The sequence below is a fragment of the Pseudomonas sp. MPB23 genome, from assembly GCF_046605395.1.
Lineage (GTDB): Bacteria > Pseudomonadota > Gammaproteobacteria > Pseudomonadales > Pseudomonadaceae > Aquipseudomonas.
The window spans coordinates 5,980,352-6,002,507 of record NZ_CP176771.1 but is presented as its reverse complement, the minus strand read 5'-3'; the positions used below and the strand labels follow the sequence as shown (position 1 = coordinate 6,002,507).

At 59.9% G+C, this 22,156-nt stretch carries 24 protein-coding genes; 17 read left to right on the top strand and 7 right to left on the bottom strand.

Annotated elements, in window-relative coordinates; all coding sequences use genetic code 11:
* The first annotated feature begins 137 nt into the window (after window positions 1-137).
* The 7 genes from ACLH0J_RS27295 (at window position 138) to ispD (ending at window position 7,935) form a co-directional block, all read left to right on the top strand.
* Window positions 138-1,085 (top strand): acetyl-CoA carboxylase carboxyltransferase subunit alpha, encoded by a 948-nt coding sequence (locus ACLH0J_RS27295; RefSeq protein WP_078047213.1) that lies wholly within the window; start codon window positions 138-140, stop codon window positions 1,083-1,085.
* A 161-nt stretch (window positions 1,086-1,246) separates the two neighbouring features.
* Window positions 1,247-2,578: a tRNA lysidine(34) synthetase TilS gene (gene tilS, locus ACLH0J_RS27290; protein WP_411389868.1), complete on the top strand. Its 1,332-nt coding sequence runs from the start codon at window positions 1,247-1,249 to the stop codon at window positions 2,576-2,578.
* A gap of 273 nt (window positions 2,579-2,851) precedes the next feature.
* Complete coding sequence (locus ACLH0J_RS27285) at window positions 2,852-4,483, top strand: CTP synthase (RefSeq protein WP_411389867.1); 1,632 nt, start codon at window positions 2,852-2,854, stop codon at window positions 4,481-4,483.
* Window positions 4,484-4,488: 5 nt separating this feature from the next.
* Window positions 4,489-5,334: a 3-deoxy-8-phosphooctulonate synthase gene (gene kdsA, locus ACLH0J_RS27280; protein WP_010563535.1), complete on the top strand. Its 846-nt coding sequence runs from the start codon at window positions 4,489-4,491 to the stop codon at window positions 5,332-5,334.
* 157 nt (window positions 5,335-5,491) lie between these two features.
* Window positions 5,492-6,781, top strand: a complete 1,290-nt coding sequence (gene eno / locus ACLH0J_RS27275; RefSeq protein ID WP_411389866.1) for a phosphopyruvate hydratase — start codon at window positions 5,492-5,494, stop codon at window positions 6,779-6,781.
* A 171-nt stretch (window positions 6,782-6,952) separates the two neighbouring features.
* Window positions 6,953-7,231, top strand: coding sequence for a cell division protein FtsB (ftsB, locus tag ACLH0J_RS27270; protein ID WP_276196861.1), 279 nt, complete (start codon window positions 6,953-6,955; stop codon window positions 7,229-7,231).
* Entirely contained in the window at window positions 7,228-7,935 is a 708-nt protein-coding gene (gene ispD / locus ACLH0J_RS27265; RefSeq protein ID WP_411389865.1) for a 2-C-methyl-D-erythritol 4-phosphate cytidylyltransferase, read from the top strand. Before ftsB ends, ispD begins: the two co-directional genes overlap by 4 nt.
* 32 nt (window positions 7,936-7,967) lie before the next feature.
* Here the strand turns inward: ispD and ACLH0J_RS27260 are convergent, their stop codons facing one another.
* A complete protein-coding gene (locus ACLH0J_RS27260) occupies window positions 7,968-8,870 on the bottom strand; it encodes a LysR substrate-binding domain-containing protein (protein WP_411389864.1) in 903 nt (300 codons plus the stop codon).
* A gap of 109 nt (window positions 8,871-8,979) precedes the next feature.
* Between ACLH0J_RS27260 and ACLH0J_RS27255 the strand changes: the two genes are divergently transcribed.
* The 8 genes from ACLH0J_RS27255 (at window position 8,980) to rpoS (ending at window position 16,098) form a co-directional block, all read left to right on the top strand.
* On the top strand, window positions 8,980-10,092 hold the full coding sequence (locus ACLH0J_RS27255; RefSeq protein WP_411389863.1) for an S-(hydroxymethyl)glutathione dehydrogenase/class III alcohol dehydrogenase: 1,113 nt from the start codon (window positions 8,980-8,982) through the stop codon (window positions 10,090-10,092).
* An 8-nt stretch (window positions 10,093-10,100) separates the two neighbouring features.
* Complete coding sequence (gene fghA / locus ACLH0J_RS27250) at window positions 10,101-10,946, top strand: S-formylglutathione hydrolase (protein ID WP_411389862.1); 846 nt, start codon at window positions 10,101-10,103, stop codon at window positions 10,944-10,946.
* Between the two features lie 54 nt (window positions 10,947-11,000).
* Window positions 11,001-11,474: a 2-C-methyl-D-erythritol 2,4-cyclodiphosphate synthase gene (gene ispF / locus ACLH0J_RS27245; protein ID WP_010563541.1), complete on the top strand. Its 474-nt coding sequence runs from the start codon at window positions 11,001-11,003 to the stop codon at window positions 11,472-11,474.
* Window positions 11,471-12,529: a tRNA pseudouridine(13) synthase TruD gene (gene truD, locus ACLH0J_RS27240; protein ID WP_411389861.1), complete on the top strand. Its 1,059-nt coding sequence runs from the start codon at window positions 11,471-11,473 to the stop codon at window positions 12,527-12,529. Before ispF ends, truD begins: the two co-directional genes overlap by 4 nt.
* On the top strand, window positions 12,517-13,266 hold the full coding sequence (gene surE / locus ACLH0J_RS27235) for a 5'/3'-nucleotidase SurE (protein ID WP_411389860.1): 750 nt from the start codon (window positions 12,517-12,519) through the stop codon (window positions 13,264-13,266). Before truD ends, surE begins: the two co-directional genes overlap by 13 nt.
* Before the next feature lie 41 nt (window positions 13,267-13,307).
* The gene (locus ACLH0J_RS27230) at window positions 13,308-13,943 is read left to right on the top strand and encodes a protein-L-isoaspartate(D-aspartate) O-methyltransferase (protein ID WP_411392900.1); all 636 of its coding nucleotides are present in this window, start codon (window positions 13,308-13,310) and stop codon (window positions 13,941-13,943) included.
* Between the two features lie 208 nt (window positions 13,944-14,151).
* Window positions 14,152-14,988: a peptidoglycan DD-metalloendopeptidase family protein gene (locus ACLH0J_RS27225; protein ID WP_042946522.1), complete on the top strand. Its 837-nt coding sequence runs from the start codon at window positions 14,152-14,154 to the stop codon at window positions 14,986-14,988.
* Window positions 14,989-15,093: 105 nt separating this feature from the next.
* Window positions 15,094-16,098, top strand: coding sequence for an RNA polymerase sigma factor RpoS (gene rpoS, locus ACLH0J_RS27220; protein ID WP_411389859.1), 1,005 nt, complete (start codon window positions 15,094-15,096; stop codon window positions 16,096-16,098).
* 241 nt (window positions 16,099-16,339) lie between these two features.
* Here rpoS and ACLH0J_RS27215 read toward each other — a convergent pair whose 3' ends face one another.
* On the bottom strand, window positions 16,340-16,549 hold the full coding sequence (locus ACLH0J_RS27215; protein WP_002554837.1) for a cold-shock protein: 210 nt from the start codon (window positions 16,547-16,549) through the stop codon (window positions 16,340-16,342).
* Between the two features lie 389 nt (window positions 16,550-16,938).
* Here ACLH0J_RS27215 and dcd point away from each other — a divergent pair, with 389 nt between their 5' ends.
* Both dcd and ACLH0J_RS27205 read left to right on the top strand, forming a co-directional pair.
* The gene (gene dcd / locus ACLH0J_RS27210) at window positions 16,939-17,505 is read left to right on the top strand and encodes a dCTP deaminase (RefSeq protein ID WP_010563546.1); all 567 of its coding nucleotides are present in this window, start codon (window positions 16,939-16,941) and stop codon (window positions 17,503-17,505) included.
* A 107-nt stretch (window positions 17,506-17,612) separates the two neighbouring features.
* Entirely contained in the window at window positions 17,613-17,819 is a 207-nt protein-coding gene (locus tag ACLH0J_RS27205; protein ID WP_411389858.1) for a hypothetical protein, read from the top strand.
* Window positions 17,820-17,914: 95 nt separating this feature from the next.
* Here ACLH0J_RS27205 and ACLH0J_RS27200 read toward each other — a convergent pair whose 3' ends face one another.
* The 5 genes from ACLH0J_RS27200 to ACLH0J_RS27180 are packed head-to-tail and all read right to left on the bottom strand — an operon-like array spanning window position 17,915 to window position 22,093.
* The gene (locus tag ACLH0J_RS27200) at window positions 17,915-18,679 is read right to left on the bottom strand and encodes an ABC transporter ATP-binding protein (RefSeq protein WP_411389857.1); all 765 of its coding nucleotides are present in this window, start codon (window positions 18,677-18,679) and stop codon (window positions 17,915-17,917) included.
* A 13-nt stretch (window positions 18,680-18,692) separates the two neighbouring features.
* Entirely contained in the window at window positions 18,693-19,811 is a 1,119-nt protein-coding gene (locus ACLH0J_RS27195; RefSeq protein WP_411389856.1) for a succinylglutamate desuccinylase/aspartoacylase family protein, read from the bottom strand.
* Window positions 19,812-19,820: 9 nt separating this feature from the next.
* On the bottom strand, window positions 19,821-20,531 hold the full coding sequence (locus ACLH0J_RS27190; protein WP_010563550.1) for an ABC transporter permease: 711 nt from the start codon (window positions 20,529-20,531) through the stop codon (window positions 19,821-19,823).
* On the bottom strand, window positions 20,528-21,256 hold the full coding sequence (locus ACLH0J_RS27185) for an ABC transporter permease (protein WP_411389855.1): 729 nt from the start codon (window positions 21,254-21,256) through the stop codon (window positions 20,528-20,530). Before ACLH0J_RS27185 ends, ACLH0J_RS27190 begins: the two co-directional genes overlap by 4 nt.
* A gap of 57 nt (window positions 21,257-21,313) precedes the next feature.
* A complete protein-coding gene (locus ACLH0J_RS27180; RefSeq protein WP_411389854.1) occupies window positions 21,314-22,093 on the bottom strand; it encodes a transporter substrate-binding domain-containing protein in 780 nt (259 codons plus the stop codon).
* Between the last annotated feature and the right edge of the window lie 63 nt (window positions 22,094-22,156).

Below are 22,156 nucleotides of genomic sequence, written 5' to 3'. Positions count from 1 at the left end.
CGATCAGGTAATGGCAAATCGCCTGATCTCGACCAAACATTTAATCTCGACCTAGATGCGCCTCTCCCTTAAGGTAGGGCGCGAATAGACAACCGGCTGGCCAGGCACCCCTGGCCGTCGACCCAAGACGGACGCTTATGAACCCGAATTTTCTTGATTTCGAACAGCCGATCGCTGACCTGCAAGCCAAGATCGAAGAACTGCGCCTGGTCGGCAATGACAATTCGCTGAACATCGGCGATGAGATCGCTCGCCTGCAAGACAAGAGCAGTACGCTCACCGAAGACATCTTTGGCAAGCTGACCAGTTGGCAGATCGCCCGCCTGGCCCGCCACCCGCGCCGTCCGTACACCCTGGACTACATTCAGCACATCTTCACCGAATTCGACGAGTTGCATGGCGACCGCCATTTCTCCGACGACGCGGCCATCGTGGGCGGTATCGCTCGCCTGGACGACCAGCCAGTGATGGTCATCGGTCACCAGAAAGGCCGTGAAGTGCGCGAGAAAGTGCGTCGCAACTTCGGCATGCCGCGTCCGGAAGGCTATCGCAAGGCCTGCCGCCTGATGGAAATGGCCGAACGCTTCAAGATGCCGATCCTGACCTTCATCGACACCCCGGGCGCCTACCCTGGCATCGACGCCGAAGAGCGTAACCAGAGCGAAGCGATCGCCTGGAACCTGCGTGTCATGTCCCGCCTGAAAACCCCGATCATCGCAACTGTGATCGGTGAGGGCGGTTCCGGTGGTGCGCTGGCGATTGGTGTCTGCGATCAACTGAACATGCTGCAATATTCGACCTACGCGGTGATCTCGCCGGAAGGTTGCGCCTCGATCCTGTGGAAAACCGCCGAAAAGGCGCCGGATGCCGCTGAAGCCATGGGTATCACTGCCGACCGCCTCAAGGGCCTGGGTATCGTTGATAAAGTCATCGCCGAGCCACTGGGCGGCGCCCACCGCGACCCGGCCGCTGCCGCCGCGACCATCCGTGCGGAGCTGGGTTCGCAGTTGGCGATGCTCAAGAAGCTGGATAACGACGCGCTGCTGGCCCGTCGTTATGAGCGCCTGATGAGCTACGGTCTCTAAGCCGACGCCGCACTCAATGTGGGAGCGGGCTTGCTCGCGAAGGTGGTGCGTCAGTCAACAGATCCAGTGACTGACACCACGCCTTCGCGAGCAAGCCCGCTCCCGCATTTGCTTTGTGTATGCTGGTTTATCGCATTCCAGATTGATGGCGGTATTTTTCAATGACGCCCCTCTTGAGCGCCAAACTCCTGCACAGCCTGGCCCCCTGGCGCGATGCCCCGGCCTGGCACGTCGCATTTTCGGGTGGGCTTGATTCCACCGTCTTGCTGCACCGTCTGGCCTCCCTGGCAAAAACCGACGCCTTGCCGCCCCTCAGCGCCGTCCATGTCCATCATGGGCTGCAAGTGGTCGCTGATGCCTGGCCCCGTCATTGCCAGGAGGTATGCGACAGCCTGGGCGTGCCCTTGCGGATCATGCGTGTGCAGGTGCAACCGGGTGCCAGCCTCGAGCGCGTTGCCCGTGACGCGCGTTATCAGGCGTTCAGCGAGGTGACTGGGATAGGAGAGGTGCTGCTCACCGCTCAGCATCGTGACGATCAGGCCGAAACCCTGTTGTTTCGCCTGCTGCGAGGGGCTGGCGTTCGAGGGTTGGCGGCGATGCCGGTCCATCGGCCGCTGGCGGGCGGTCACTTGGTGCGGCCGTTGCTGGATGTCTCACGTGCTGAACTGGAGGCTTACGCCCACCAACACGCGTTGACATGGATTGAAGACCCTTCCAACGCCGATCCGCGGTTCTCTCGAAATTATCTGCGCCACCGCGTGTTCCCCACGCTGACGGAGCGCTGGCCACAAGCCGTCACCACCCTGGCCCGTACTGCCCGGCATCTGAGTGAGGCGCAAGGTCTGCTGGATGAATTGGCCAGTATCGACCTGCGAGCGGCTGATCAGACGTCAGCGTTTCCCTGGCTACCCTTGCCGTCCCTGGCGCTGGCTCCGTTGCGCGAACTTTCCGACGCTCGCCAGCGCAATGCATTGCGTCACTGGCTGAGCCCGCTGACCCGGTTACCCGACAGTGACCACTGGACCGGTTGGCATTCCCTGCGCGATGCCAAGGGCGACGCACAACCCTTATGGCGCCTGGCTGATGGCGAGCTGTACCGTTGCGATGAGCGCATCTGGTGGTTGCCCGCTACTTGGTCTGATTTTTCCGACGCGTCGGTGAACTGGCCTGACCCGCAAAACCCTATAGAGTTACCCGGTAATGGTTGGTTGAGATTGACCGGCAGAGCCCCTGAAGGCCCGCTGGTGATCCGTTATCGACAGGGCGGTGAAGTCATCGACGTGCCAGGTCGAGGCCGGCGTGACTTGAAGCGTTTGCTCAATGAAAGTGGGCTGCCCGGCTTCGTCCGTGGCAGATTGCCGCTGCTCTACCAGGGTGAGCAATTGCTGGGGGTGCCCTGCCTGGCGGGGTTATGGAACACGGCATTGAACGCGGCGCCGGGCGACTGGCATGTGCATTGGATGCCACAGACTTGCGATCAAGGTTTGAGCTGATAGCGCCTTTCCGGTAGACTACGCTCCCTTCTTGATACAACTTCTGTGGATTCGCCTGAATCGCAGCAGTTGCCGATTACCAAGCAGTCTTTGCTGGGCGATTCCAAAAAATGTGTAGCGATCAACGTACCGGTGTTTCATTGCTGGTCTGTCACAACGCGGCGGTTTTTTTGAAAGGTGCACTGTGATTAATGCAGGTGATCGGGGGCTTCGGCCTCTCTTCGCTTTCCCCGGCGGCTCGGACCGCTTTAACGCAGACTTCTAGGGTTTTTCATGACGCGCTACATATTCGTCACGGGCGGTGTTGTTTCTTCATTGGGGAAAGGCATTGCCTCCGCTTCATTGGCGGCCATCCTGGAGGCGCGGGGACTTAAGGTCACCATGCTCAAGCTGGACCCGTACATCAACGTTGACCCGGGCACCATGAGCCCGTTCCAGCACGGTGAAGTGTTCGTCACCCACGACGGCGCCGAGACCGACCTGGACCTGGGCCACTACGAGCGGTTCATCCGCACGACCATGACCCAGAACAACAACTTCACCACCGGCCGTGTCTACGAACACGTGCTGCGCAAGGAGCGTCGTGGTGACTACCTGGGTGCGACCATCCAGGTAATCCCGCACATCACCGACGAAATCAAGCGCCGCATCATCAAGGGTGCAGGCGACGCCGACGTGGCGATGGTCGAGATCGGTGGCACCGTGGGTGACATCGAATCCCAACCGTTCCTCGAAGCCATTCGCCAGTTGCGTTTCGAAGTCGGCGCCAAGCGCGCGATGCTGATGCACCTGACGCTGGTGCCTTACATCGCCACCGCCGGCGAAACCAAAACCAAGCCAACCCAGCACTCGGTCAAGGAACTGCGTTCCATCGGCCTGCAGCCTGACGTGCTGGTGTGCCGTTCGGATCACCCGATCGACATCTCTTCGCGTCGCAAGATCGCGCAATTCACCAACGTTGAAGAACGTGCGGTGATTGCCCTGGAAGACGCCGACACCATCTACAAGATCCCGGGCATCCTGCATTCCCAGGGCCTGGATGATTTTGTGGTCGAGCGTTTCGGCCTGCAGTGCGGCGGCGCGGATCTGTCCGAGTGGGAAGCCGTGGTCGACGCCAAGCTCAACCCCGAGCACGAAGTCACCATCGCCATGGTCGGCAAGTACATGGAACTGTTGGACGCGTACAAGTCGCTGATCGAAGCGATGAGCCACGCTGGCATCAGCAACCGTACCAAGGTGAACCTGCGCTATATCGATTCCGAAGACATCGAGAACCAGGGCACCGCGCTGCTCGAAGGCGTTGACGCGATCCTCGTTCCCGGCGGTTTCGGCCTGCGCGGCGTGGAAGGCAAGATCACCGCCGTGCAGTACGCCCGTGAGAACAAGGTGCCATATCTGGGGATCTGCCTGGGCATGCAAGTGGCCGTTATCGAGTTCGCCCGTAACGTGCTGGGCTGGAAAGACGCCAACTCCACCGAGTTCGACAGCAAGAGCGGCCATCCGGTCGTGGGCCTGATCACCGAGTGGGAAGATGCCACCGGCGCCGTTGAAACCCGTTCCGAAACGTCCGACCTGGGCGGCACCATGCGCCTTGGCGCACAGGACTGCCTGCTGGAGTCGGGTTCGCTGGTGCACGACTGCTACGGCAAGGATGTGATCGTCGAGCGTCACCGTCACCGCTATGAAGTGAATAACAACCTGCTGCCGCAGATCAAAGCAGCCGGCCTGAAAGTCTCTGGTCGCTCCGGTGACGGCAAGTTGGTCGAAGTGGTTGAGGCGCCGGATCATCCATGGTTCGTCGCTTGCCAGTTCCACCCCGAGTTCACCTCGACGCCGCGCGACGGTCACCCGTTGTTCAGCGGTTTCGTCAAAGCAGCACTGACGCAACATCAGAAGAAGGCGTGAACCTGATGGCCCAGAAGATCATTCGCGTAGGCGACATCGAGATTGCCAACGACAAACCCATGGTGCTGTTCGGCGGCATGAACGTACTGGAAAGCCGCGACATGGCGATGCAGGTCTGTGAAGAGTACGTCAAGGTTACCCAGAAACTGGGTATCCCTTACGTGTTCAAGGCCAGCTTCGACAAGGCTAACCGTTCGTCCGTGACCTCCTATCGTGGCCCGGGCCTTGAAGAAGGCATGCGGATCTTCCAGGACATCAAGCAAGCCTTCGGCGTGCCGATCATCACCGACGTCCACGAGCCTGAACAGGCTGCCGTGGTCGCCGAGGTGTGCGACATCATCCAGTTGCCGGCCTTCCTGTCGCGCCAGACCGACCTCGTGGTCGCCATGGCCAAGACCGGCGCGGTGATCAATATCAAGAAAGCCCAGTTCCTTGCGCCCCAGGAAATGAAGCACATCCTGAACAAGTGCGTGGAAGCGGGTAACGACCAGTTGATCCTCTGCGAGCGCGGTTCGAGCTTCGGCTACAACAACCTCGTGGTGGACATGCTCGGTTTCGGCATCATGAAACAGTTCGAATACCCGGTGTTCTTCGACGTGACCCACGCGCTGCAAATGCCGGGTGGTCGTGCCGATTCCGCTGGTGGGCGTCGTGCCCAGGTATTGGATTTGGCCAAGGCGGGCATCAGCCAGTCACTGGCTGGGCTGTTCCTGGAAGCCCACCCGGACCCGGACAACGCCAAATGCGACGGTCCTTGCGCCTTGCGCCTGGACAAACTGGAGCCTTTCCTGGCCCAGCTCAAGCAGTTGGACGAACTGGTCAAGAGTTTTCCGACTGTAGAGACCGCGTAAGCGTCGTTTCTCCGGTAGAATTTCCCACGTTTTATGCTCAGGCCCTCGGGTCTGAGCCTTGTCGTCTGCAAGCCTGCCCCGTTGTTCCCTCCTTGCGGACGGTCAAAAGATTTCCTTCAGCTGCGTCGTTTTCGTCAACTTTGGAGTGTTTACAACAATGGCAAAAATCGTCGACATCAAAGGTCGTGAAGTTCTCGACTCCCGTGGCAACCCAACCGTCGAAGCCGACGTGCTTCTCGATAACGGCATCATCGGCAGCGCCTGCGCGCCGTCCGGTGCTTCCACGGGTTCGCGCGAAGCGCTGGAACTGCGTGATGGCGACAAGAGCCGTTATCTGGGCAAGGGTGTCCTCAAGGCAGTAGCCAACATCAACGGTCCGATTCGTGACCTGTTGCTGGGCAAAGACCCCGTGGACCAGAAAGCCCTGGACCACGCGATGATCAAGCTCGACGGCACCGAAAACAAAGGCAGCCTGGGCGCCAACGCCATCCTTGCCGTGTCCCTGGCCGCCGCCAAGGCTGCCGCGCAGGATCAGGACCTGCCGCTGTACGCCCACATCGCCAACCTGAACGGTACTCCGGGTGTCTACTCGATGCCGGTACCGATGATGAACATCATCAACGGTGGCGAGCACGCCGATAACAACGTCGACATCCAGGAATTCATGGTGCAGCCAGTTGGCGCCAAGACCTTCTCCGAAGGCCTGCGCATGGGTACCGAGATTTTCCATCACCTCAAGGCTGTTCTGAAGGCCCGTGGCCTGAGCACTGCCGTAGGTGACGAAGGTGGTTTCGCGCCGAACCTGGCGTCCAACGAAGATGCACTGAAAGTGATCTCCGAAGCGGTGGCCAACGCCGGCTACACCCTGGGCACCGACGTGACCCTGGCCCTGGACTGCGCGGCCAGCGAGTTTTATGAAGATGGCAAATACAACCTGTCCGGCGAAGGCCAGGTGTTCAACTCTGAAGGTTTTGCCGAATACCTGAAGGGCCTGACCCAGCGCTACCCGATCATCTCGATCGAAGACGGCCTGGACGAGTCCGACTGGGCTGGCTGGAAAATCCTCACCGACAAGATCGGCGAGAAAATCCAATTGGTGGGCGACGACCTGTTCGTGACCAACACCAAGATCCTGAAAGAAGGCATCGACAAGAAGATCGCCAACTCGATCCTGATCAAGTTCAACCAGATCGGCACGCTGACCGAAACCCTGGAAGCCATCCAGATGGCCAAGGCTGCGGGCTACACCGCCGTGATCTCCCACCGTTCCGGCGAAACCGAAGATTCGACCATCGCCGACCTGGCGGTGGGCACTTCGGCGGGTCAGATCAAGACCGGCTCCCTCTGCCGTTCCGACCGCGTATCCAAGTACAACCAATTGCTGCGTATCGAAGAGCAACTGGGCGGCAAAGCCAAGTACAACGGTCGCGGTGAGTTTCGCGGTTGATCAGTAAGTGGTAAAAAGTCGGCGGATTGCGTCGGAAAAATCACGAGAGTGTGAAATTCGACGCTAATCTGATGACGATCAAGTACAAGCCTGGGTTTTCCAGGCTTCGTGCTATCAGTTGCTCCAAAAGTTCTGCATGGCTGTCTTTTTTCACTGGATACCCGATATTCGATGCGCAGTCCCAATTGGTTGTTCCTCGTCTTGCTCTTGTTGCTGGCTGGCCTGCAGTACCGCCTATGGGTGGGTAACGGCAGCTTTGCGCAGGTAGAAGACCTGACTCAGCAAATTGCCGACCAGCACGCCGAAAACGAACGCCTGCTGGAGCGCAACCGCGTCCTCGATGCCGAAGTGCTTGAGTTGAAAAAAGGTACCGAGACCGTTGAAGAGCGGGCTCGTCATGAGTTGGGCATGGTCAAGGAGGGTGAAACCCTCTACCAGTTGGCCCAATGAACAACCGTTTGCCGGCCTTCTGGGCCGTGATTCCTGCCGCGGGCGTCGGTGCCCGTATGGCTGCGGACCGTCCCAAGCAATACTTGCAACTGGGCGGGCGCACTATTCTCGAACACAGCCTTGGCTGTTTTCTCGACCACCCCTCGCTCAAGGGGCTGGTGGTGAGTCTTGCTGTTGATGACCCTTATTGGCCCAACCTGGCGTGTGCTGCTGACCCGCGTATCCAGCGTGCGGACGGCGGCTCGGAGCGCTCGGGGTCGGTGCTCAATGCCTTGCTGCACCTCAATGCCTTGGGCGCTAGCGATGATGATTGGGTCTTGGTGCACGATGCGGCGCGGCCCAACCTGAGTCGTGACGATCTCGACAAACTGCTGGCCGAACTCGCGGACGATCCGGTGGGTGGCCTGCTGGCTGTGCCGGCCCGCGACACCCTCAAGCGTGTGGACAAGCATGGTCGCGTCATCGAGACCGTCGACCGCAGCCTGATCTGGCAGGCCTACACGCCGCAGATGTTTCGCCTGGGTGCGCTGCACCGTGCACTGGCTGACAGCCTGGTGGCCGATGCGGTTGTTACCGACGAAGCGTCGGCCATGGAATGGTCTGGCCAGGCGCCGCGCCTGATCGAGGGGCGCTCGGACAATATCAAGGTGACCCGGCCCGAGGACCTGGAGTGGCTGCGGTTGCGGTGGGCTAACCGGCTGTAGGAACGAGCAAGCTCGCGCCTACACAAAAGCCATCAATGCTCGGCACCGTACTCGGGCCGTTCGGCCAAGCCTGTCTTTAAGTAATCCACCAGCTTCCTGACCTTCGGCGACAAATGTCGCTGCTGCGGATACAACGCCCACACTGCCGTGTTGGGCGGCTGATGCGCCTCCAGCAACGAGACCAGTGCGCCGCTGTGCAAGTGTTCGAGCACGTAATAGTCCGGCAACTGGCACAACCCCACCCCTTGTAGCGCCGCGTCCAATACCGCCTGCCCACTGTTGCAGCGCCAGTTGCCCTGTACGCGTTGGGAAAATTCTCGCCCATCCTGGGCCAATTGCCAGATGTCCGAGCCACCAATCAGACAGTTATGCCGGCTCAATTCCGACAAGCTATGGGGGCGACCATACCGCGCCAGGTAGGAGGGCGAGGCGCACAGGTACATGCGCCTCGGCGCCAGGCGGCTGGCGACCATGCGAGAGTCTTGCAGGCGCCCCAGGCGAATCGCCAGGTCGAGGCCTTCATGCACCAGGTCCAGTTGACGATTGCTCAGCTCGATATCCACCCGCAGTTGCGGGTAAAGCCCCATGAACCGCGTCACCAGCGGCACGATAAAGCGTTCGCCATACGCCACGGCGCAGGTCATGCGCAACATGCCTTTGGGTTCACTGGCCAGGTCACCCACCGCGCGCAGGGCTTCTTCACGACCGTCCTGTAAACGTTGGCAATGTTGCAGAAAGGTCTGACCCGCTTCGGTGAGGGTCACTTTGCGCGTACTGCGATACAGCAAGCGCGTTTGCAAGCGTTCTTCCAAGCGTGCCACCTGCCGGCTGATATGGGACGAAGACACCCCAAGGCGTTCCGCCGCTGCCGTGAATTGGCTGCATTCAGCGACGGCCACAAACTCATCGATGCCTTCCCAGCGGTTTTCCAGCATGACGATTATCCCTGTACAGCAATAAAGTTTTGCTTTCGCCCGGATTATTAATCAGTCAGCCATGTTTTACACTCGTTGTCTCAGTATTCAACTCCCTGGAGAATCCCGGATGATCAAGTCCCGCGCCGCCGTAGCCTTCGAAGCCAAGAAGCCCCTTGAGATCGTTGAAGTGGATGTGGCCATGCCCAAGGCCGGTGAAGTGCTGTTGCGGGTGGTCGCGTCCGGCGTGTGCCACACCGACGCCTACACCTTGTCCGGCGCCGATCCGGAAGGCATCTTCCCGTCGATCCTCGGCCATGAAGGCGGAGCGGTGGTTGAAGCGATTGGCGAGGGCGTGACCTCGGTCGCAGTGGGCGACCACGTGATCCCGCTGTACACCCCGGAATGCGGCAAGTGCAAATTCTGCCTGTCGGGCAAGACCAACCTGTGCCAGGCCATCCGCGCCACCCAGGGCAAAGGCCTGATGCCCGATGGCACCACGCGCTTTTCCTACAAGGGTCAGCCGATTTTCCACTACATGGGTACCTCGACCTTTTCCGAGTACACCGTGCTCCCGGAAATTTCCGTCGCAAAGATTCCTAAAGACGCCCCCCTGGAAAAAGTCTGCCTGCTCGGTTGCGGCGTCACCACCGGCATCGGTGCGGTGATCAATACCGCCAAGGTCAAGCCCGGTGACACCGTGGCCATCTTCGGTCTTGGCGGTATCGGCTTGTCGGCTGTGATCGGTGCGGTCAAGGCCAAGGCCGGTCGCATCATCGCCATCGACATCAACCCGGCCAAGTTTGAAATCGCCAAGCAACTGGGCGCCACCGACTGCATCAACCCAAAAGACTACGATCGCCCGATCCAGGACGTGATTGTCGATTTGACTGACGGCGGCGTGGACTTTTCCTTCGAGTGCATCGGCAATGTGCAATTGATGCGTGCTGCACTCGAGTGCTGCCACAAAGGTTGGGGCGAGTCGGTCATCATCGGCGTTGCCGGTGCCGGCCAGGAGATTTCCACGCGTCCGTTCCAGTTGGTGACCGGTCGCGTCTGGCGCGGATCGGCCTTCGGCGGCGTGCGCGGTCGCAGCGAACTGCCAAGCTACGTGGAAATGGCCCAGACCGGCGAAATCCCGCTGGATACGTTCATCACCCACACCATGGGCCTGGAAGACATCAATAAAGCGTTTGACCTGATGCATGAAGGCAAGAGCATTCGTACCGTCATCCACTTCTGAGGTCGGCCATGAGTCTGGAAAACTTGTCGTGCCAGAAAAGCTTCGGTGGCTGGCATAAACGCTACAAGCACCACTCTGATGTGCTGGATTGCGACATGACCTTCGCCGTCTACCTACCGCCGCAAGCGGAGCAGGGCGGCAAGTTGCCGGTGGTGTATTGGTTGTCCGGGTTGACCTGCACCGATGAGAACTTCATGCAGAAAGCCGGCGCCCAGCGCATGGCCGCCGAGCTGGGGCTGATCATCGTCGCGCCGGACACCAGCCCACGTGGCCCCGGTGTGCCCGGTGACCCCGACAACGCCTGGGATTTCGGCCTGGGTGCTGGTTTCTATCTGAATGCCACCCAGGAACCCTGGGCCAAGCACTATCGGATGCATGACTATGTGGTGCAGGAATTGCCGGCACTGGTCGAGGCGCATTTCCCGGCTTCAGATAAACGCGGGATCAGTGGCCACTCCATGGGCGGCCATGGTGCGCTGGTGTGTGCGTTGCGCAATCCGGGGCGTTACCGGTCGGTGTCGGCGTTTTCGCCGATCAACAACCCGATGGATTGCCCATGGGGCCAGAAAGCCTTTTCCCGCTACCTGGGCGAAGAGCGCTCGAAGTGGCGCGAATGGGATGCCTGCGTGCTCATCAGCGAAGCCTCGCAAAAGCTGCCTTTGCTGGTGGACCAGGGCGACCGCGACGACTTCCTCGCGGTGCAGCTCAAGCCAGAAGCCTTGCAGCAAGCGGCCAAGGCGGCGAACCATCCGCTGGAACTGCGCCTGCAGCCCGGCTACGACCACAGCTACTTCTTTATCGCCAGCTTCATCGAAGACCATTTGCGACACCATGGCCGTGCTTTGCTCGGTTAATGTGAGGCAAAAGTAGGTAGAATCACGCCCTGAATTAAATCGGGGCGTTTTTTTATGCGTATTGGTCACGGCTACGATGTGCACCGTTTTGCCGAAGGCGATTTCATCACCCTGGGCGGCGTGCGGATTGCGCACCACCATGGGCTGCTGGCTCATTCCGATGGCGACGTGCTCTTGCACGCCTTGAGCGATGCCTTGCTCGGCGCGGCCGCGCTGGGCGATATCGGCAAGCATTTTCCGGACACCGACCCCACTTTCAAGGGCGCGGACAGCCGGGTCCTGCTGCGCCATGTGGTCGGCCTGATCCATGCCAAGGGCTGGAAGGTCGGCAATGTCGACAACACGATCGTGGCCCAGGCGCCGAAAATGGCCCCCCATATCGAATCGATGCGTGCGCTGATTGCCGCAGACCTGCAAATTGAACTGGATCAAGTCAACGTGAAAGCCACCACCACCGAAAAGCTCGGGTTTACCGGTCGGGAAGAGGGCATCGCGGTGCACTCCGTCGCCTTGTTGCTGCGCGCATGAATGACCTGCAACTGCTGGGCCCACGGGCCTACGGCGAGGCCCTGGGCAGCGCGGTACTGAAGGCCACGGCCGAAGACTTCCAGGTTGATGAAGTGCTGGATATCCCGCTGACCGGCGAGGGTGAACACCTGTGGTTGTGGGTGGAGAAGCGCGGTCTCAATACAGAAGAAGCGGCGCGCCGGATCGCCAAGGCCGCTGGCGTGCCGTTGCGTACTGTCAGCTATGCCGGGCTCAAGGATCGCCAGGCGTTGACCCGCCAGTGGTTCAGCGTGCAACTGCCGGGCAAGGCCGATCCGGACATGAGCGCCGCAGAAAACGACGCGCTCAAGATCCTCAAGACCGCCCGCCATAAGCGCAAGCTGCAGCGGGGCGCGCATTCGGCCAATGGCTTTACCTTGCGCCTGACTCAATTGGCCGGTGACACCGCCGCCATCGACGCGCGCTTGCAATTGATCGCACAACACGGCATTCCGAACTACTTCGGCGCCCAGCGCTTCGGCCACAACGGCGGCAACGTCACCGACGCCCGCGAATGGGCCGCCCGCAAGGCTTTGCCGGAACAGCGCAATGTGCGTTCGCGCCTGCTCTCCACCGCCCGCAGCTACCTGTTCAACAAAGTGCTGGCGGCACGCGTCGCCGATGGTTCCTGGCAGCGTGCACAGGTCGGCGACCTGCTGGCGTTTACCGACAGTCGCAGTTTTTTCCCGGCCGGGGAGGCCGAGTGCAGCGACCCGCGCCTGGCGATTCTGGACCTGCACCCGACCGGGCCGCAGTGGGGTGAGGGCGATTCGCCAGCTTCAGGCGCGACCTTCGCCTTGGAACAGGCGGTTGCCGCCGGTGAAGCCGACCTGCGTGATTGGCTGGTGAATGCTGGCATGAGCCAGGAGCGTCGTATTCTGCGACTGCCCATTGGCGGTTTGACGTGGCATTATCCCTCGCTGGACATTCTGCAATTGGAATTCGTCCTGCCGGCCGGATGCTTCGCCACTGTCTTGGTGCGCGAGCTTGTCGATCTGGTGCCGGTGGGGCAGACGGACAACCCATGCGTATTCTGATATCAAACGATGACGGTGCCACCGCACCCGGCCTGGCTGCGCTCTATGCTGCGCTGGCAGATTATGCCGAGTGCGTGGTGGTTGCCCCCGACCAGGACAAGAGCGGCGCCAGCAGTTCGCTGACGCTTGATCGTCCGCTGCACGTGCAGGTATTGCCCAATGGCTTTATCAGCGTGAACGGTACCCCTACCGACTGCGTGCACCTGGCAATCAACAGTTTGTTGGATCACGCGCCGGACCTGGTGGTGTCGGGTATCAATCTGGGTGCGAACCTGGGGGATGATGTCCTGTATTCCGGTACCGTGGCGGCGGCCCTCGAAGGGCGCTTCCTGGGAGGGACGTCGCTGGCGTTTTCCTTTGCCTCGCGCCAACTCGAAAACCTGCCCACCGCGGCGTATTTCGCGCGCAAGTTGGTGGAGGCCCATGGCGCCCTGGACCTGCCACCGCGTACGGTGCTCAACGTCAATATTCCCAACCTGCCCATCGACCATGTCCGCGGCATTCGGCTCACCCGTCTGGGGCATCGCGCCCGTGCAGCAGCGCCATTGAAAGTGGTCGATCCGCGTGGCAAGGAAGGCTATTGGATCGCAGCGGCGGGCGACGCCGAAGATGGTGGCCCGGGCACGGACTTTCACGCGGTGATGCAAGGTTATGTTTCGATTACCCCGTTGCAACTCGATCGCACCTTCAGTGATGCCTTCAGTAGTCTCGATGGATGGTTGGAGGGGCTGCGCTGATGGCTCGTGAACAGGACGACCTGCTGCGCCGGGGTATCGGGATGACCTCCCAACGTACCCGCGAGCGTTTGATCCAGCGTTTGTACGAAGAGGGCTTGTCCAACGCCCAGGTGCTGGAAGTCATCCGGCGCACGCCTCGGCATCTGTTTGTCGATGAAGCATTGGCCCACCGTGCCTATGAAGACACGGCGCTGCCGATCGGGCATAACCAGACCATCTCACAGCCCTATATGGTTGCGCGCATGAGCGAGCTGCTGCTGGCGGCGGGGCCGTTGGACAAGGTGCTGGAGATTGGTACCGGCTCCGGCTACCAGACGGCTGTGCTGGCGCAACTGGTGGAGCGGGTGTTCTCCGTGGAGCGTATCAAGGTGCTGCAAGACCGCGCCAAGGAACGCCTGTTGGAGTTGAACCTGCGCAATGTGGTCTTCCGCTGGGGGGACGGCTGGGAAGGCTGGCCGGCTCTGGCGCCGTACAATGGCATCATCGTCACCGCCGTGGCCACCGATGTTCCGCAGGCGTTGCTCGATCAACTGGCCCCAGGCGGGCGGTTGGTTATCCCGGTGGGCTCCGGCGAAGTGCAACAATTGATGCTCATTATTCGTGAGGACGAAGGCTTTTCCCGGCACGTGCTGGGTGCCGTGCGTTTTGTGCCTCTGCTCAATGGTCCGCTGGCCTGAGCATTTCTTCACCGGCAGTGAATTCTGTTGATGAGGATATGTCTTACGGCGGGGTCTATCGATTCAACATGCTTGGCGATGGTATTCAACACGATGAATGTTTCGTTTCGGTCGTGTGCCGGTAAAAAGCCAATGCCCAGTTATACTTGCGACATATTTCAAGCCTGGTACAGGCGTTCATGTTCAGCCACCACAAAGGGAGCGGCGGGTGAGTCTCACAGGTCTTGCGCAGCGTATGAGTAAAACAAGTTTTCAGCGACTGGTGCTTGGCCTTGTCTTGAGTTCCTTATTGGCAGCCTGTTCGAGTACGCCATCCGGCGGCGCGCGGGTCGTTGACCGTAACAATGCCGCGCCGCAAAAGCCGACGGTGACCACGGGGCAATATGTAGTGCGCAAGGGCGATACGCTGTTTTCGATCGCCTTCCGTTACGGTTGGGACTACAAGGCACTTGCAGCTCGAAACAATATTCCCGTGCCGTACACCATACATCCGGGTCAGACGATTCGCTTCGATGGGCGCACCGGTTCAACGTCTACGACAGTTGTGACAAACAGCGGTTCTTCCCCGTCGTCTTCGAGCAAAACCACCATCATTACGCGGCCTGCGGGCACCGCCGCGCCAACCACTGCGAGCAAGCCTGCACCCGCGCCGTTGCCACCCGCAGGGCCTGCACCGACCGGTTGGGGATGGCCTTCAAATGGAGTGTTAATTGGGAAATTCTCTTCAAACGGTAGTTTGAATAAAGGCATTGATATCGCCGGGGATTTGGGACAGCCTGTTTTAGCTGCGTCTGATGGGACAGTGGTGTACGCCGGGAGTGGATTACGGGGCTACGGCGAGCTGGTCATCATCAAACACAGCGATACCTACGTCAGTGCTTACGGCCACAACCGTAGGCTGTTGGTTCGGGAGGGGCAGCAGGTCAAGGTCGGACAGACAATTGCCGAAATGGGGTCAACTGGTACAGACCGGGTGAAACTGCACTTTGAGATTCGCCGCCAAGGGAAGCCTGTAGATCCGCTGCAATTCCTACCCCGTCGTTGATGTGTTGCCAGCCTGTTCCCTCACGTAGAAGGAACAGGCTCCAGCGTTGCCAAGGATAAAGGCGCCGCTTGAGCTTGAGGTCGAACTCACCAAAGGACTATAACAATGGCTCTCAGTAAAGAAGCGCCGGAGTTTGACATCGACGATGAGGTTCTCCTGATGGAGACCGGCATCGCTACGGACTCGATGTCGAATGAGGGACCTGCTGTACCTTCAGTTCGCACCAAATCCAAGAACTCCACTGCGTTAAAGCAACACAAATACATTGATTACACGCGGGCGCTCGATGCGACCCAGTTGTATCTCAATGAAATCGGTTTTTCTCCTCTGCTGACGCCTGAAGAAGAAGTCCATTTTGCGCGCTTGTCGCAAAAGGGCGATCCGGCTGGACGCAAGCGCATGATTGAAAGCAACCTGCGACTGGTGGTGAAAATCGCCCGACGCTACGTCAATCGTGGGTTATCGCTGCTGGACCTGATCGAGGAGGGCAACCTGGGCTTGATCCGGGCGGTGGAGAAGTTCGACCCGGAGCGGGGCTTCCGCTTTTCAACCTATGCTACCTGGTGGATTCGCCAGACCATCGAACGGGCGATCATGAATCAGACCCGCACGATCCGGTTGCCGATCCATGTGGTGAAGGAGCTCAACGTCTACCTGCGGGCAGCGCGTGAGCTCACGCAAAAACTCGATCATGAACCTTCGCCTGAAGAAATCGCCAACCTGCTGGAAAAACCGGTAGGTGAGGTCAAGCGCATGCTGGGTCTCAACGAGCGGGTGTCTTCGGTCGATGTCTCGCTGGGGCCGGATTCGGACAAGACCCTGCTGGACACCCTGACGGATGATCGTCCCACCGATCCCTGCGAGCTGTTGCAGGACGATGACCTTTCCCAAAGCATTGACCAGTGGCTGTCAGAGCTCACGGACAAGCAGCGTGAGGTGGTTATTCGCCGCTTCGGTCTGCGCGGCCATGAGAGCAGTACCCTGGAGGACGTAGGCCTGGAGATCGGCCTGACCCGTGAGCGGGTGCGGCAGATCCAGGTTGAAGGGCTCAAGCGCTTGCGTGAGATCCTGGAGAAGAATGGCTTGTCGAGTGAGTCGTTGTTTCAGTAACGATTGATAAGATCGCCACGACAGACGCCCGGTGCATGGGAATGCATCGGGCGTTTTGCTGTGCGCCCATATATCCGCAGCAGGAGCCCGGCTTGCCGGCGATGGCGATCGTAAGGGCGCCATCACCGGCAAACCGTGCCCGCGTGACTACGAGGCGGGGCGTCGAAAGGAATGGATAAATCCCAGGCATAAAAAAACCCCGCTTTTAAGGGCGGGGTTTTTTCGACTGGGTCAGTACAAGTTAGATAACTTGAACTTCTTCAGCTTGCATGCCTTTCTGACCGCGGGTAGCGATGAAAGAAACCTGTTGGCCTTCTTTCAGGCTTTTGAAGCCGTCGGATTGGATAGCTTTGAAGTGAACGAACAGGTCGTCACCGGATTGTGGAGTGATGAAGCCGAAGCCTTTTTCATCGTTGAACCACTTAACGGTACCAGTTTGGCGATTAGACATGGTGTATCTCCTTGGACAAAGTTAACTGCGACTCAGGAAAAGCCCTGGCCGAGACTGAGTGCAAAGAGCAGGAAAAATTCTTGGAGATGGTTGGATCGAAATTCAACATATCGTGTAGAGATTCTCAGTGACACAAGCAGCACAGTGGCGCCACCTTAACCCTTTTTCCGAGACGTGCCAATGGTATTTCCGAAGGTTTCTCTATTTTCGTGACTGGCGGTGGTATTTACAGTCATCGCGCACCGGGACAAGGGCCCCGGCCCCGCTGGCTGCGGCTTATAGTGGCCGGCGCATTCGTCAAGAAAACCCCCACGCCCTTTGAACCCCAACGCCTGCCCCGGTAAGATGCCCCACAGAATTTTTCCACCTCGCTATTCAGGACACCCGCCATGAGCATCAAATCGGACAAGTGGATTCGCCGCATGGCGCTAGAGCACGGCATGATCGAACCGTTCGTAGAGCGCCAGATCCGCGGTGAAGGCGACGACCGCGTGATTTCGTACGGTGTTTCCAGCTACGGCTATGACGTGCGTTGTGCCGATGAATTCAAGGTGTTCACCAACATCAATTCGGCGACCGTCGATCCGAAAAACTTCGACGAAAAGAGCTTCGTCGACGTCAAGAGCGATGTGTGCATCATCCCGCCCAACTCCTTCGCCCTGGCGCGCACCGTGGAATTTTTCCGTATTCCTCGCGATGTGCTGACCATCTGCCTGGGTAAAAGCACTTACGCGCGTTGCGGCATTATCGTCAACGTGACGCCGCTGGAGCCTGAGTGGGAAGGCCACGTGACCCTGGAGTTCTCCAACACCACCACTCTGCCGGCGAAGATCTACGCCAATGAAGGCGTGGCGCAGATGCTGTTCCTGCAGTCCGATGAAGCCTGCGAAGTGTCCTACAAAGACCGTGGTGGCAAGTATCAGGGGCAGCGCGGCGTCACCTTGCCACGCGCTTGATCGAAACGTCCTACACGTAAAGTGAATTAGTCTGCGGAAAGTGACTCTATTGGGTGTACTGCCTCGGTGCGTGCAAAGCGCGCCGAGCCACGCTTGAGGAGTACCTTATGAAGATCGACCCGCGAATCAGCGCCGAACTCGCCCGGCTTGAACCCAACCAGATTGGTGTTCTGGCCTGGTCCCTGATGGCTGACCCTGCCTATGCGGGCGGTATCCCCGGTCAACCTGATCCCGATTTCCCGGAACCGACCGAACCTTCCGAACCTGGCGAGCCGACCCTTCCGGACGAGCCACCACCCGTACCGATGGCCTGATACCGCAGCAGAGGTCAGTTCTTCAGCGAAGTGGCCGTGCGGCGGCTGACATTCCCGTAGGGCTATTCCACAGACCCACCTGAGGCGGCAAAGGTTTACTTCAGATTGCCGCTCAGGAACTGCTGCAAGCGCTCGCTCTTCGGATTGCCCAGCACATCCTCCGGCGTGCCTTGCTCTTCCACCAGGCCCTTGTGCAGGAACAGCACCTGGCTCGACACCTTGCGTGCAAAGCTCATCTCGTGGGTGACCATGATCATGGTGCGACCTTCTTCGGCCAGGCCCTGGATCACCTTCAACACTTCCCCCACCAGCTCCGGATCGAGGGCCGAGGTCGGCTCGTCAAACAGCATCACCTCCGGCTCCATGGCCAGGGCGCGAGCGATGGCGACCCGCTGCTGCTGGCCGCCGGACAGGAACGCCGGGTATTGATCGGCCACGCGCGCCGGTAGGCCGACTTTGTCCAGGTAGCGCCGGGCGCGATCCTCGGCGTCCTTCTTGCTGCAACCCAGCACCCGGCGCGGAGCCATGGTGATGTTCTCCAGCACGCTCATGTGGCTCCACAGGTTGAAATGCTGGAACACCATCGCCAGCCGCGTGCGCAGGCGCTGCAGCTCGGCATCGTCGGCCACGCGCATGCCGTGGCGGTCGGTGACCATGCGGATCGGCTTGCCGTCGAGGGTCATGGCGCCGTCGTTGGGGGTTTCCAGGAAATTGATGCAACGCAAGAACGTGCTTTTGCCCGAGCCGCTGGCACCGATCAGGCTGATCACGTCACCGGTCTTGGCCTTGAGCGAGACACCTTTGAGCACCTCATTGTCGCCATAGCTTTTATGCAGGCCTTCAACGGTCAATTTGTACATGGGGCATGCATCCTCAAGGCGAAAGTAGATAACCGCTGCGGTAGGCCTCTGAGCCTGCCACATGGCCGATGACCATCCCGGCCGTGGCCATGCGGCGTAGCGAGCGGGCGTAAAGCAGGCCGGCCTTGCGGCAGTGCACAGGCGTTACGCAGTCAGTAATGGGGTCGATGATTTCGGCGATCAGTTGCCCGGCCTTCAGGTATTCGCCGGGTAGGGCGCTGAACACCAGCAGGCCGCCCACCGGCGTGGCCACGGGTTCGACGCCCGCCAGCGGCGTCGCCGGGTAGGGCAGGTCCGGCAGTGGGGCCACGTCGCCGGTAATCGCGCCGAAGTGGGTCAGATAGTCGATGATCGCCTGGCAGTCGAGTGCCGCCAGGCCATGGTTGACGTCGCCCTGGCCGCGCAGCTCGACGGTCACCGAAAAGCTGCCCATGGGGATCGGGAAGCGCGCGCCGAAACGTTGCTGCAACTGCCACCACACCAGGGTGAAGCACTCATCGAAGGATTGCCCGCCGGAGTCGGTGGCCAGCAAGTTGGCCTCCGAGCCGATGTAGCGCGCCAGCGGTTCCACCTGCGGCCAGGCGGCGGGCGTGGTGTACAGGTGCGCCACCGCTTCGAAGTCGCAATGCAGGTCTAGCACCATGTCGGCATCGCAGGCCAGTCGTTGCAGCACCAGGCGCTGGGATTGCAGCTGGGTCTCGGCGGTGTGTGCGGCCAGGGCACGGGACAGCGCGTTACGGATCAGTTGGACGTTGTGCTGCGGGTCATCGCCGAGCAAATCCTCGACCTGATTGCCGACCTCGTCGCTGAGGTCGACAAACCGGCGATTGAAATTCTGCCCGCTTTCCAGCTCGTACCGGCCCAGCGGGGTATCCATCAACACCTGTTCCAGGCCCGCCGGGTTCGCGATGGGCACCAGCACGATCTCGCTGCGCAGGCACCCGGCCGCGGCCAATTGCGCCAGACGCACCTTGAGGTGCCAGGCCACCAGCATGCCCGGCAGTTCATCGGCATGCAGCGACGACTGGATGTAGATCTTGCCTTCGGCCTGTTCCGGGCCGAAGTGAAAGCTGTGAATCTGCCGCGCCGTGCCGGGCACTGGCGCGATCAGTTCATGAACCTGATGACGCATGAAGGCTCCTTAATGGCTAGGCCCGAGAAACGCCAGCCAGCGGCGCTCGGCCAGGCGAAACAGACCGACCAGGGCAAACGTCACAGTCAGGTAGATCAGCGCCGCGATGCCGAATGATTGAAAGGTCATGAAGGTGGCCGAGTTGGCGTCCCGGGCCACTTTGAGGATGTCTGGAATCGTCGCGGTAAACGCCACCGTGGTCGAGTGCAGCATCAGGATCACTTCGTTGCTGTAGTAGGGCAACGAGCGGCGCAGCGCCGACGGCATGATCACATAGGCATACAGCTTCCAGCCGCTTAAGCCATAGGCCTTGGCGGCTTCGACTTCGCCGTGGGCCATGCTGCGGATGGAACCGGCGAAAATCTCCGTGGTGTAGGCGCAAGTGTTGAGGGCGAAGGCCAGGATCGTGCAGTTCATCGCGTCGCGAAAGAACGCATCGAGCACCGGTTGCGCGCGTACGGCGGCGATGCTGTAGATGCCGGTGTAGCAGATCAGCAGTTGGATATAGAGCGGCGTGCCACGGAACAGGTAGGTGTAGAACTGCACCGGCCAGCGTACCAGGGGATTGCGCGATACCCGGGCGATGGACAGCGGGATCGACACCAGAAAGCCGATGACCAGGGATGCGCTGAGCAGCCACAGGGTCATGGCCAGGCCGGTGATGTGCTGGCCGTCGCTATAAAGAAAGGGGCGCCAGTATTCCTGCAAGAGTTCGATCATCGCACTGCCTCCCGGGAGCCTGCGGAGTAGCGACGTTCCAGACGGCGCAGGACGAAGTTGGACGCGCTGGTGATCAACAGGTAGATCAGCGCGGCGAGTACCAGGAAATAAAACAGCTGATAGGTGCTCTTGCCGGCATCCTGGGCGGCCTTGACCAGGTCCGCCAGGCCGATGATCGACACCAGTGCGGTGGCCTTGAGCATCACCATCCAGTTATTGCCAATGCCCGGCAGCGCAAAGCGCATCATCTGCGGGAAGGTCACATAGCGAAACCGTTGGCCGCGCTTGAGGCCATAGGCTGTGGCGGCTTCCAGTTGGCCACGGGGTACGGCGAGGATCGCGCCGCGAAAGGTCTCGGTGAAGTAGGCACCGTAGATAAAGCCCAGGGTGATCACCCCGGCGCTGAATGGGTCGATTTCGATGTATTCCCATTCCATGAAGTCGGTAAGACCGGTCAGCCAGGTTTGCAGGCTGTAGAAAATCAGCAGCATCAGCACGAGGTCAGGTACACCGCGAATCAGTGTGGTGTAGAGCTGGGCGGGGATGCGCAGGACGGGCAGGCTGGAGAGTTTGGCGCTGGCGCCGAGCAGGCCCAGCAATACGCTGACGGCCAGGGACAGCACCGACAACTTGAGGGTCATCCAGGTGCCTTGCAGCAACAACGGGCCGAAACCCTTCAAGCTGAGTGCGCTCAGCCCGAGGGTTTGCAACAGTTCTTCGAACATAAATCAGGACCTATGGCGAAAAAAAAGCGCCCCTTCAGGAAAGGGGCGCCCCAGGCATTATTTGCCGCTGTACAGGTTCAGATCGCCAAAGTGTTTCTTCTGGATGGTGGCGTAGGTGCCATCATCGTGTAACGCTTTGATACCTTTATCCAAAAGAGCCTTCAGCTCAGTGTTACCTTTTTTGATACCGATGGCGGTTTTCGACGGCAGCAAGGGGTCGTCGATGGCTGCGCTGACTTCATAGTCGGCACCGGCTGGCGACTTCAGGAAGCCCAGTTCGGCTTGCAGCATGTCCTGCACGGACGCGTCGAGACGGCCGGAGGTCAGGTCGGCGTAAACCTGGTCCTGGTTGGCGTAGGCCTTGGTGGTCACACCGGCTTTATCCAGTACGGCCTTGGCGTAGGCTTCCTGGATGGTGCCTTGCTCGTAGCCCACGGATTTGCCCTTGAGGGATTCAGGGGTGGAGTAACCGGCGCCTTTCTTGAACACCAGCGACGTCGGGCCGGAGAACAGCTCGCTCGAGAAGTCGATGGCCTTTTCACGCACCGGGGTGACGGTCATGGACGAAATCACGCCGTCGAACTTGTTGGCCTTCAGGCCTGGAATCATGCCGTCGAAGTCGCTTTCGACCCACTTGCACTTCACTTTCAGTTCGGCGCAGATTGCATTGCCCAGGTCGATATCGAAGCCGATCAGGCTGCCGTCAGCCGCTTTGGATTCGAAGGGGGCGTAGGACGGATCGACACCAAAACGCAATTCCTTGTATTCCTTGGCCAAGGCGGAACCTGCGGCCATGCACAGAGCCAGTGCAGAAAGGGTCAGCAATGCTTTTTTCATTATGTAATCCCTGGAAACCAAGATAGGCGCTTGTGGCGCGTTTAGGACTGTTACTGAACGGTG

Coding starts and splice junctions, on each gene's coding strand:
- ACLH0J_RS27295 (WP_078047213.1), top strand. CDS start 138: ATGAACCCGAATTTTCTTGATTTCGAACAGCCGATCGCTGACCTGCAA.
- tilS (WP_411389868.1), top strand. CDS start 1,247: ATGACGCCCCTCTTGAGCGCCAAACTCCTGCACAGCCTGGCCCCCTGG.
- ACLH0J_RS27285 (WP_411389867.1), top strand. CDS start 2,852: ATGACGCGCTACATATTCGTCACGGGCGGTGTTGTTTCTTCATTGGGG.
- kdsA (WP_010563535.1), top strand. CDS start 4,489: ATGGCCCAGAAGATCATTCGCGTAGGCGACATCGAGATTGCCAACGAC.
- eno (WP_411389866.1), top strand. CDS start 5,492: ATGGCAAAAATCGTCGACATCAAAGGTCGTGAAGTTCTCGACTCCCGT.
- ftsB (WP_276196861.1), top strand. CDS start 6,953: ATGCGCAGTCCCAATTGGTTGTTCCTCGTCTTGCTCTTGTTGCTGGCT.
- ispD (WP_411389865.1), top strand. CDS start 7,228: ATGAACAACCGTTTGCCGGCCTTCTGGGCCGTGATTCCTGCCGCGGGC.
- ACLH0J_RS27260 (WP_411389864.1), bottom strand. CDS start 8,870: ATGCTGGAAAACCGCTGGGAAGGCATCGATGAGTTTGTGGCCGTCGCT.
- ACLH0J_RS27255 (WP_411389863.1), top strand. CDS start 8,980: ATGATCAAGTCCCGCGCCGCCGTAGCCTTCGAAGCCAAGAAGCCCCTT.
- fghA (WP_411389862.1), top strand. CDS start 10,101: ATGAGTCTGGAAAACTTGTCGTGCCAGAAAAGCTTCGGTGGCTGGCAT.
- ispF (WP_010563541.1), top strand. CDS start 11,001: ATGCGTATTGGTCACGGCTACGATGTGCACCGTTTTGCCGAAGGCGAT.
- truD (WP_411389861.1), top strand. CDS start 11,471: ATGAATGACCTGCAACTGCTGGGCCCACGGGCCTACGGCGAGGCCCTG.
- surE (WP_411389860.1), top strand. CDS start 12,517: ATGCGTATTCTGATATCAAACGATGACGGTGCCACCGCACCCGGCCTG.
- ACLH0J_RS27230 (WP_411392900.1), top strand. CDS start 13,308: ATGACCTCCCAACGTACCCGCGAGCGTTTGATCCAGCGTTTGTACGAA.
- rpoS (WP_411389859.1), top strand. CDS start 15,094: ATGGCTCTCAGTAAAGAAGCGCCGGAGTTTGACATCGACGATGAGGTT.
- ACLH0J_RS27215 (WP_002554837.1), bottom strand. CDS start 16,549: ATGTCTAATCGCCAAACTGGTACCGTTAAGTGGTTCAACGATGAAAAA.
- dcd (WP_010563546.1), top strand. CDS start 16,939: ATGAGCATCAAATCGGACAAGTGGATTCGCCGCATGGCGCTAGAGCAC.
- ACLH0J_RS27205 (WP_411389858.1), top strand. CDS start 17,613: ATGAAGATCGACCCGCGAATCAGCGCCGAACTCGCCCGGCTTGAACCC.
- ACLH0J_RS27200 (WP_411389857.1), bottom strand. CDS start 18,679: ATGTACAAATTGACCGTTGAAGGCCTGCATAAAAGCTATGGCGACAAT.
- ACLH0J_RS27195 (WP_411389856.1), bottom strand. CDS start 19,811: ATGCGTCATCAGGTTCATGAACTGATCGCGCCAGTGCCCGGCACGGCG.
- ACLH0J_RS27190 (WP_010563550.1), bottom strand. CDS start 20,531: ATGATCGAACTCTTGCAGGAATACTGGCGCCCCTTTCTTTATAGCGAC.
- ACLH0J_RS27185 (WP_411389855.1), bottom strand. CDS start 21,256: ATGTTCGAAGAACTGTTGCAAACCCTCGGGCTGAGCGCACTCAGCTTG.
- ACLH0J_RS27180 (WP_411389854.1), bottom strand. CDS start 22,093: ATGAAAAAAGCATTGCTGACCCTTTCTGCACTGGCTCTGTGCATGGCC.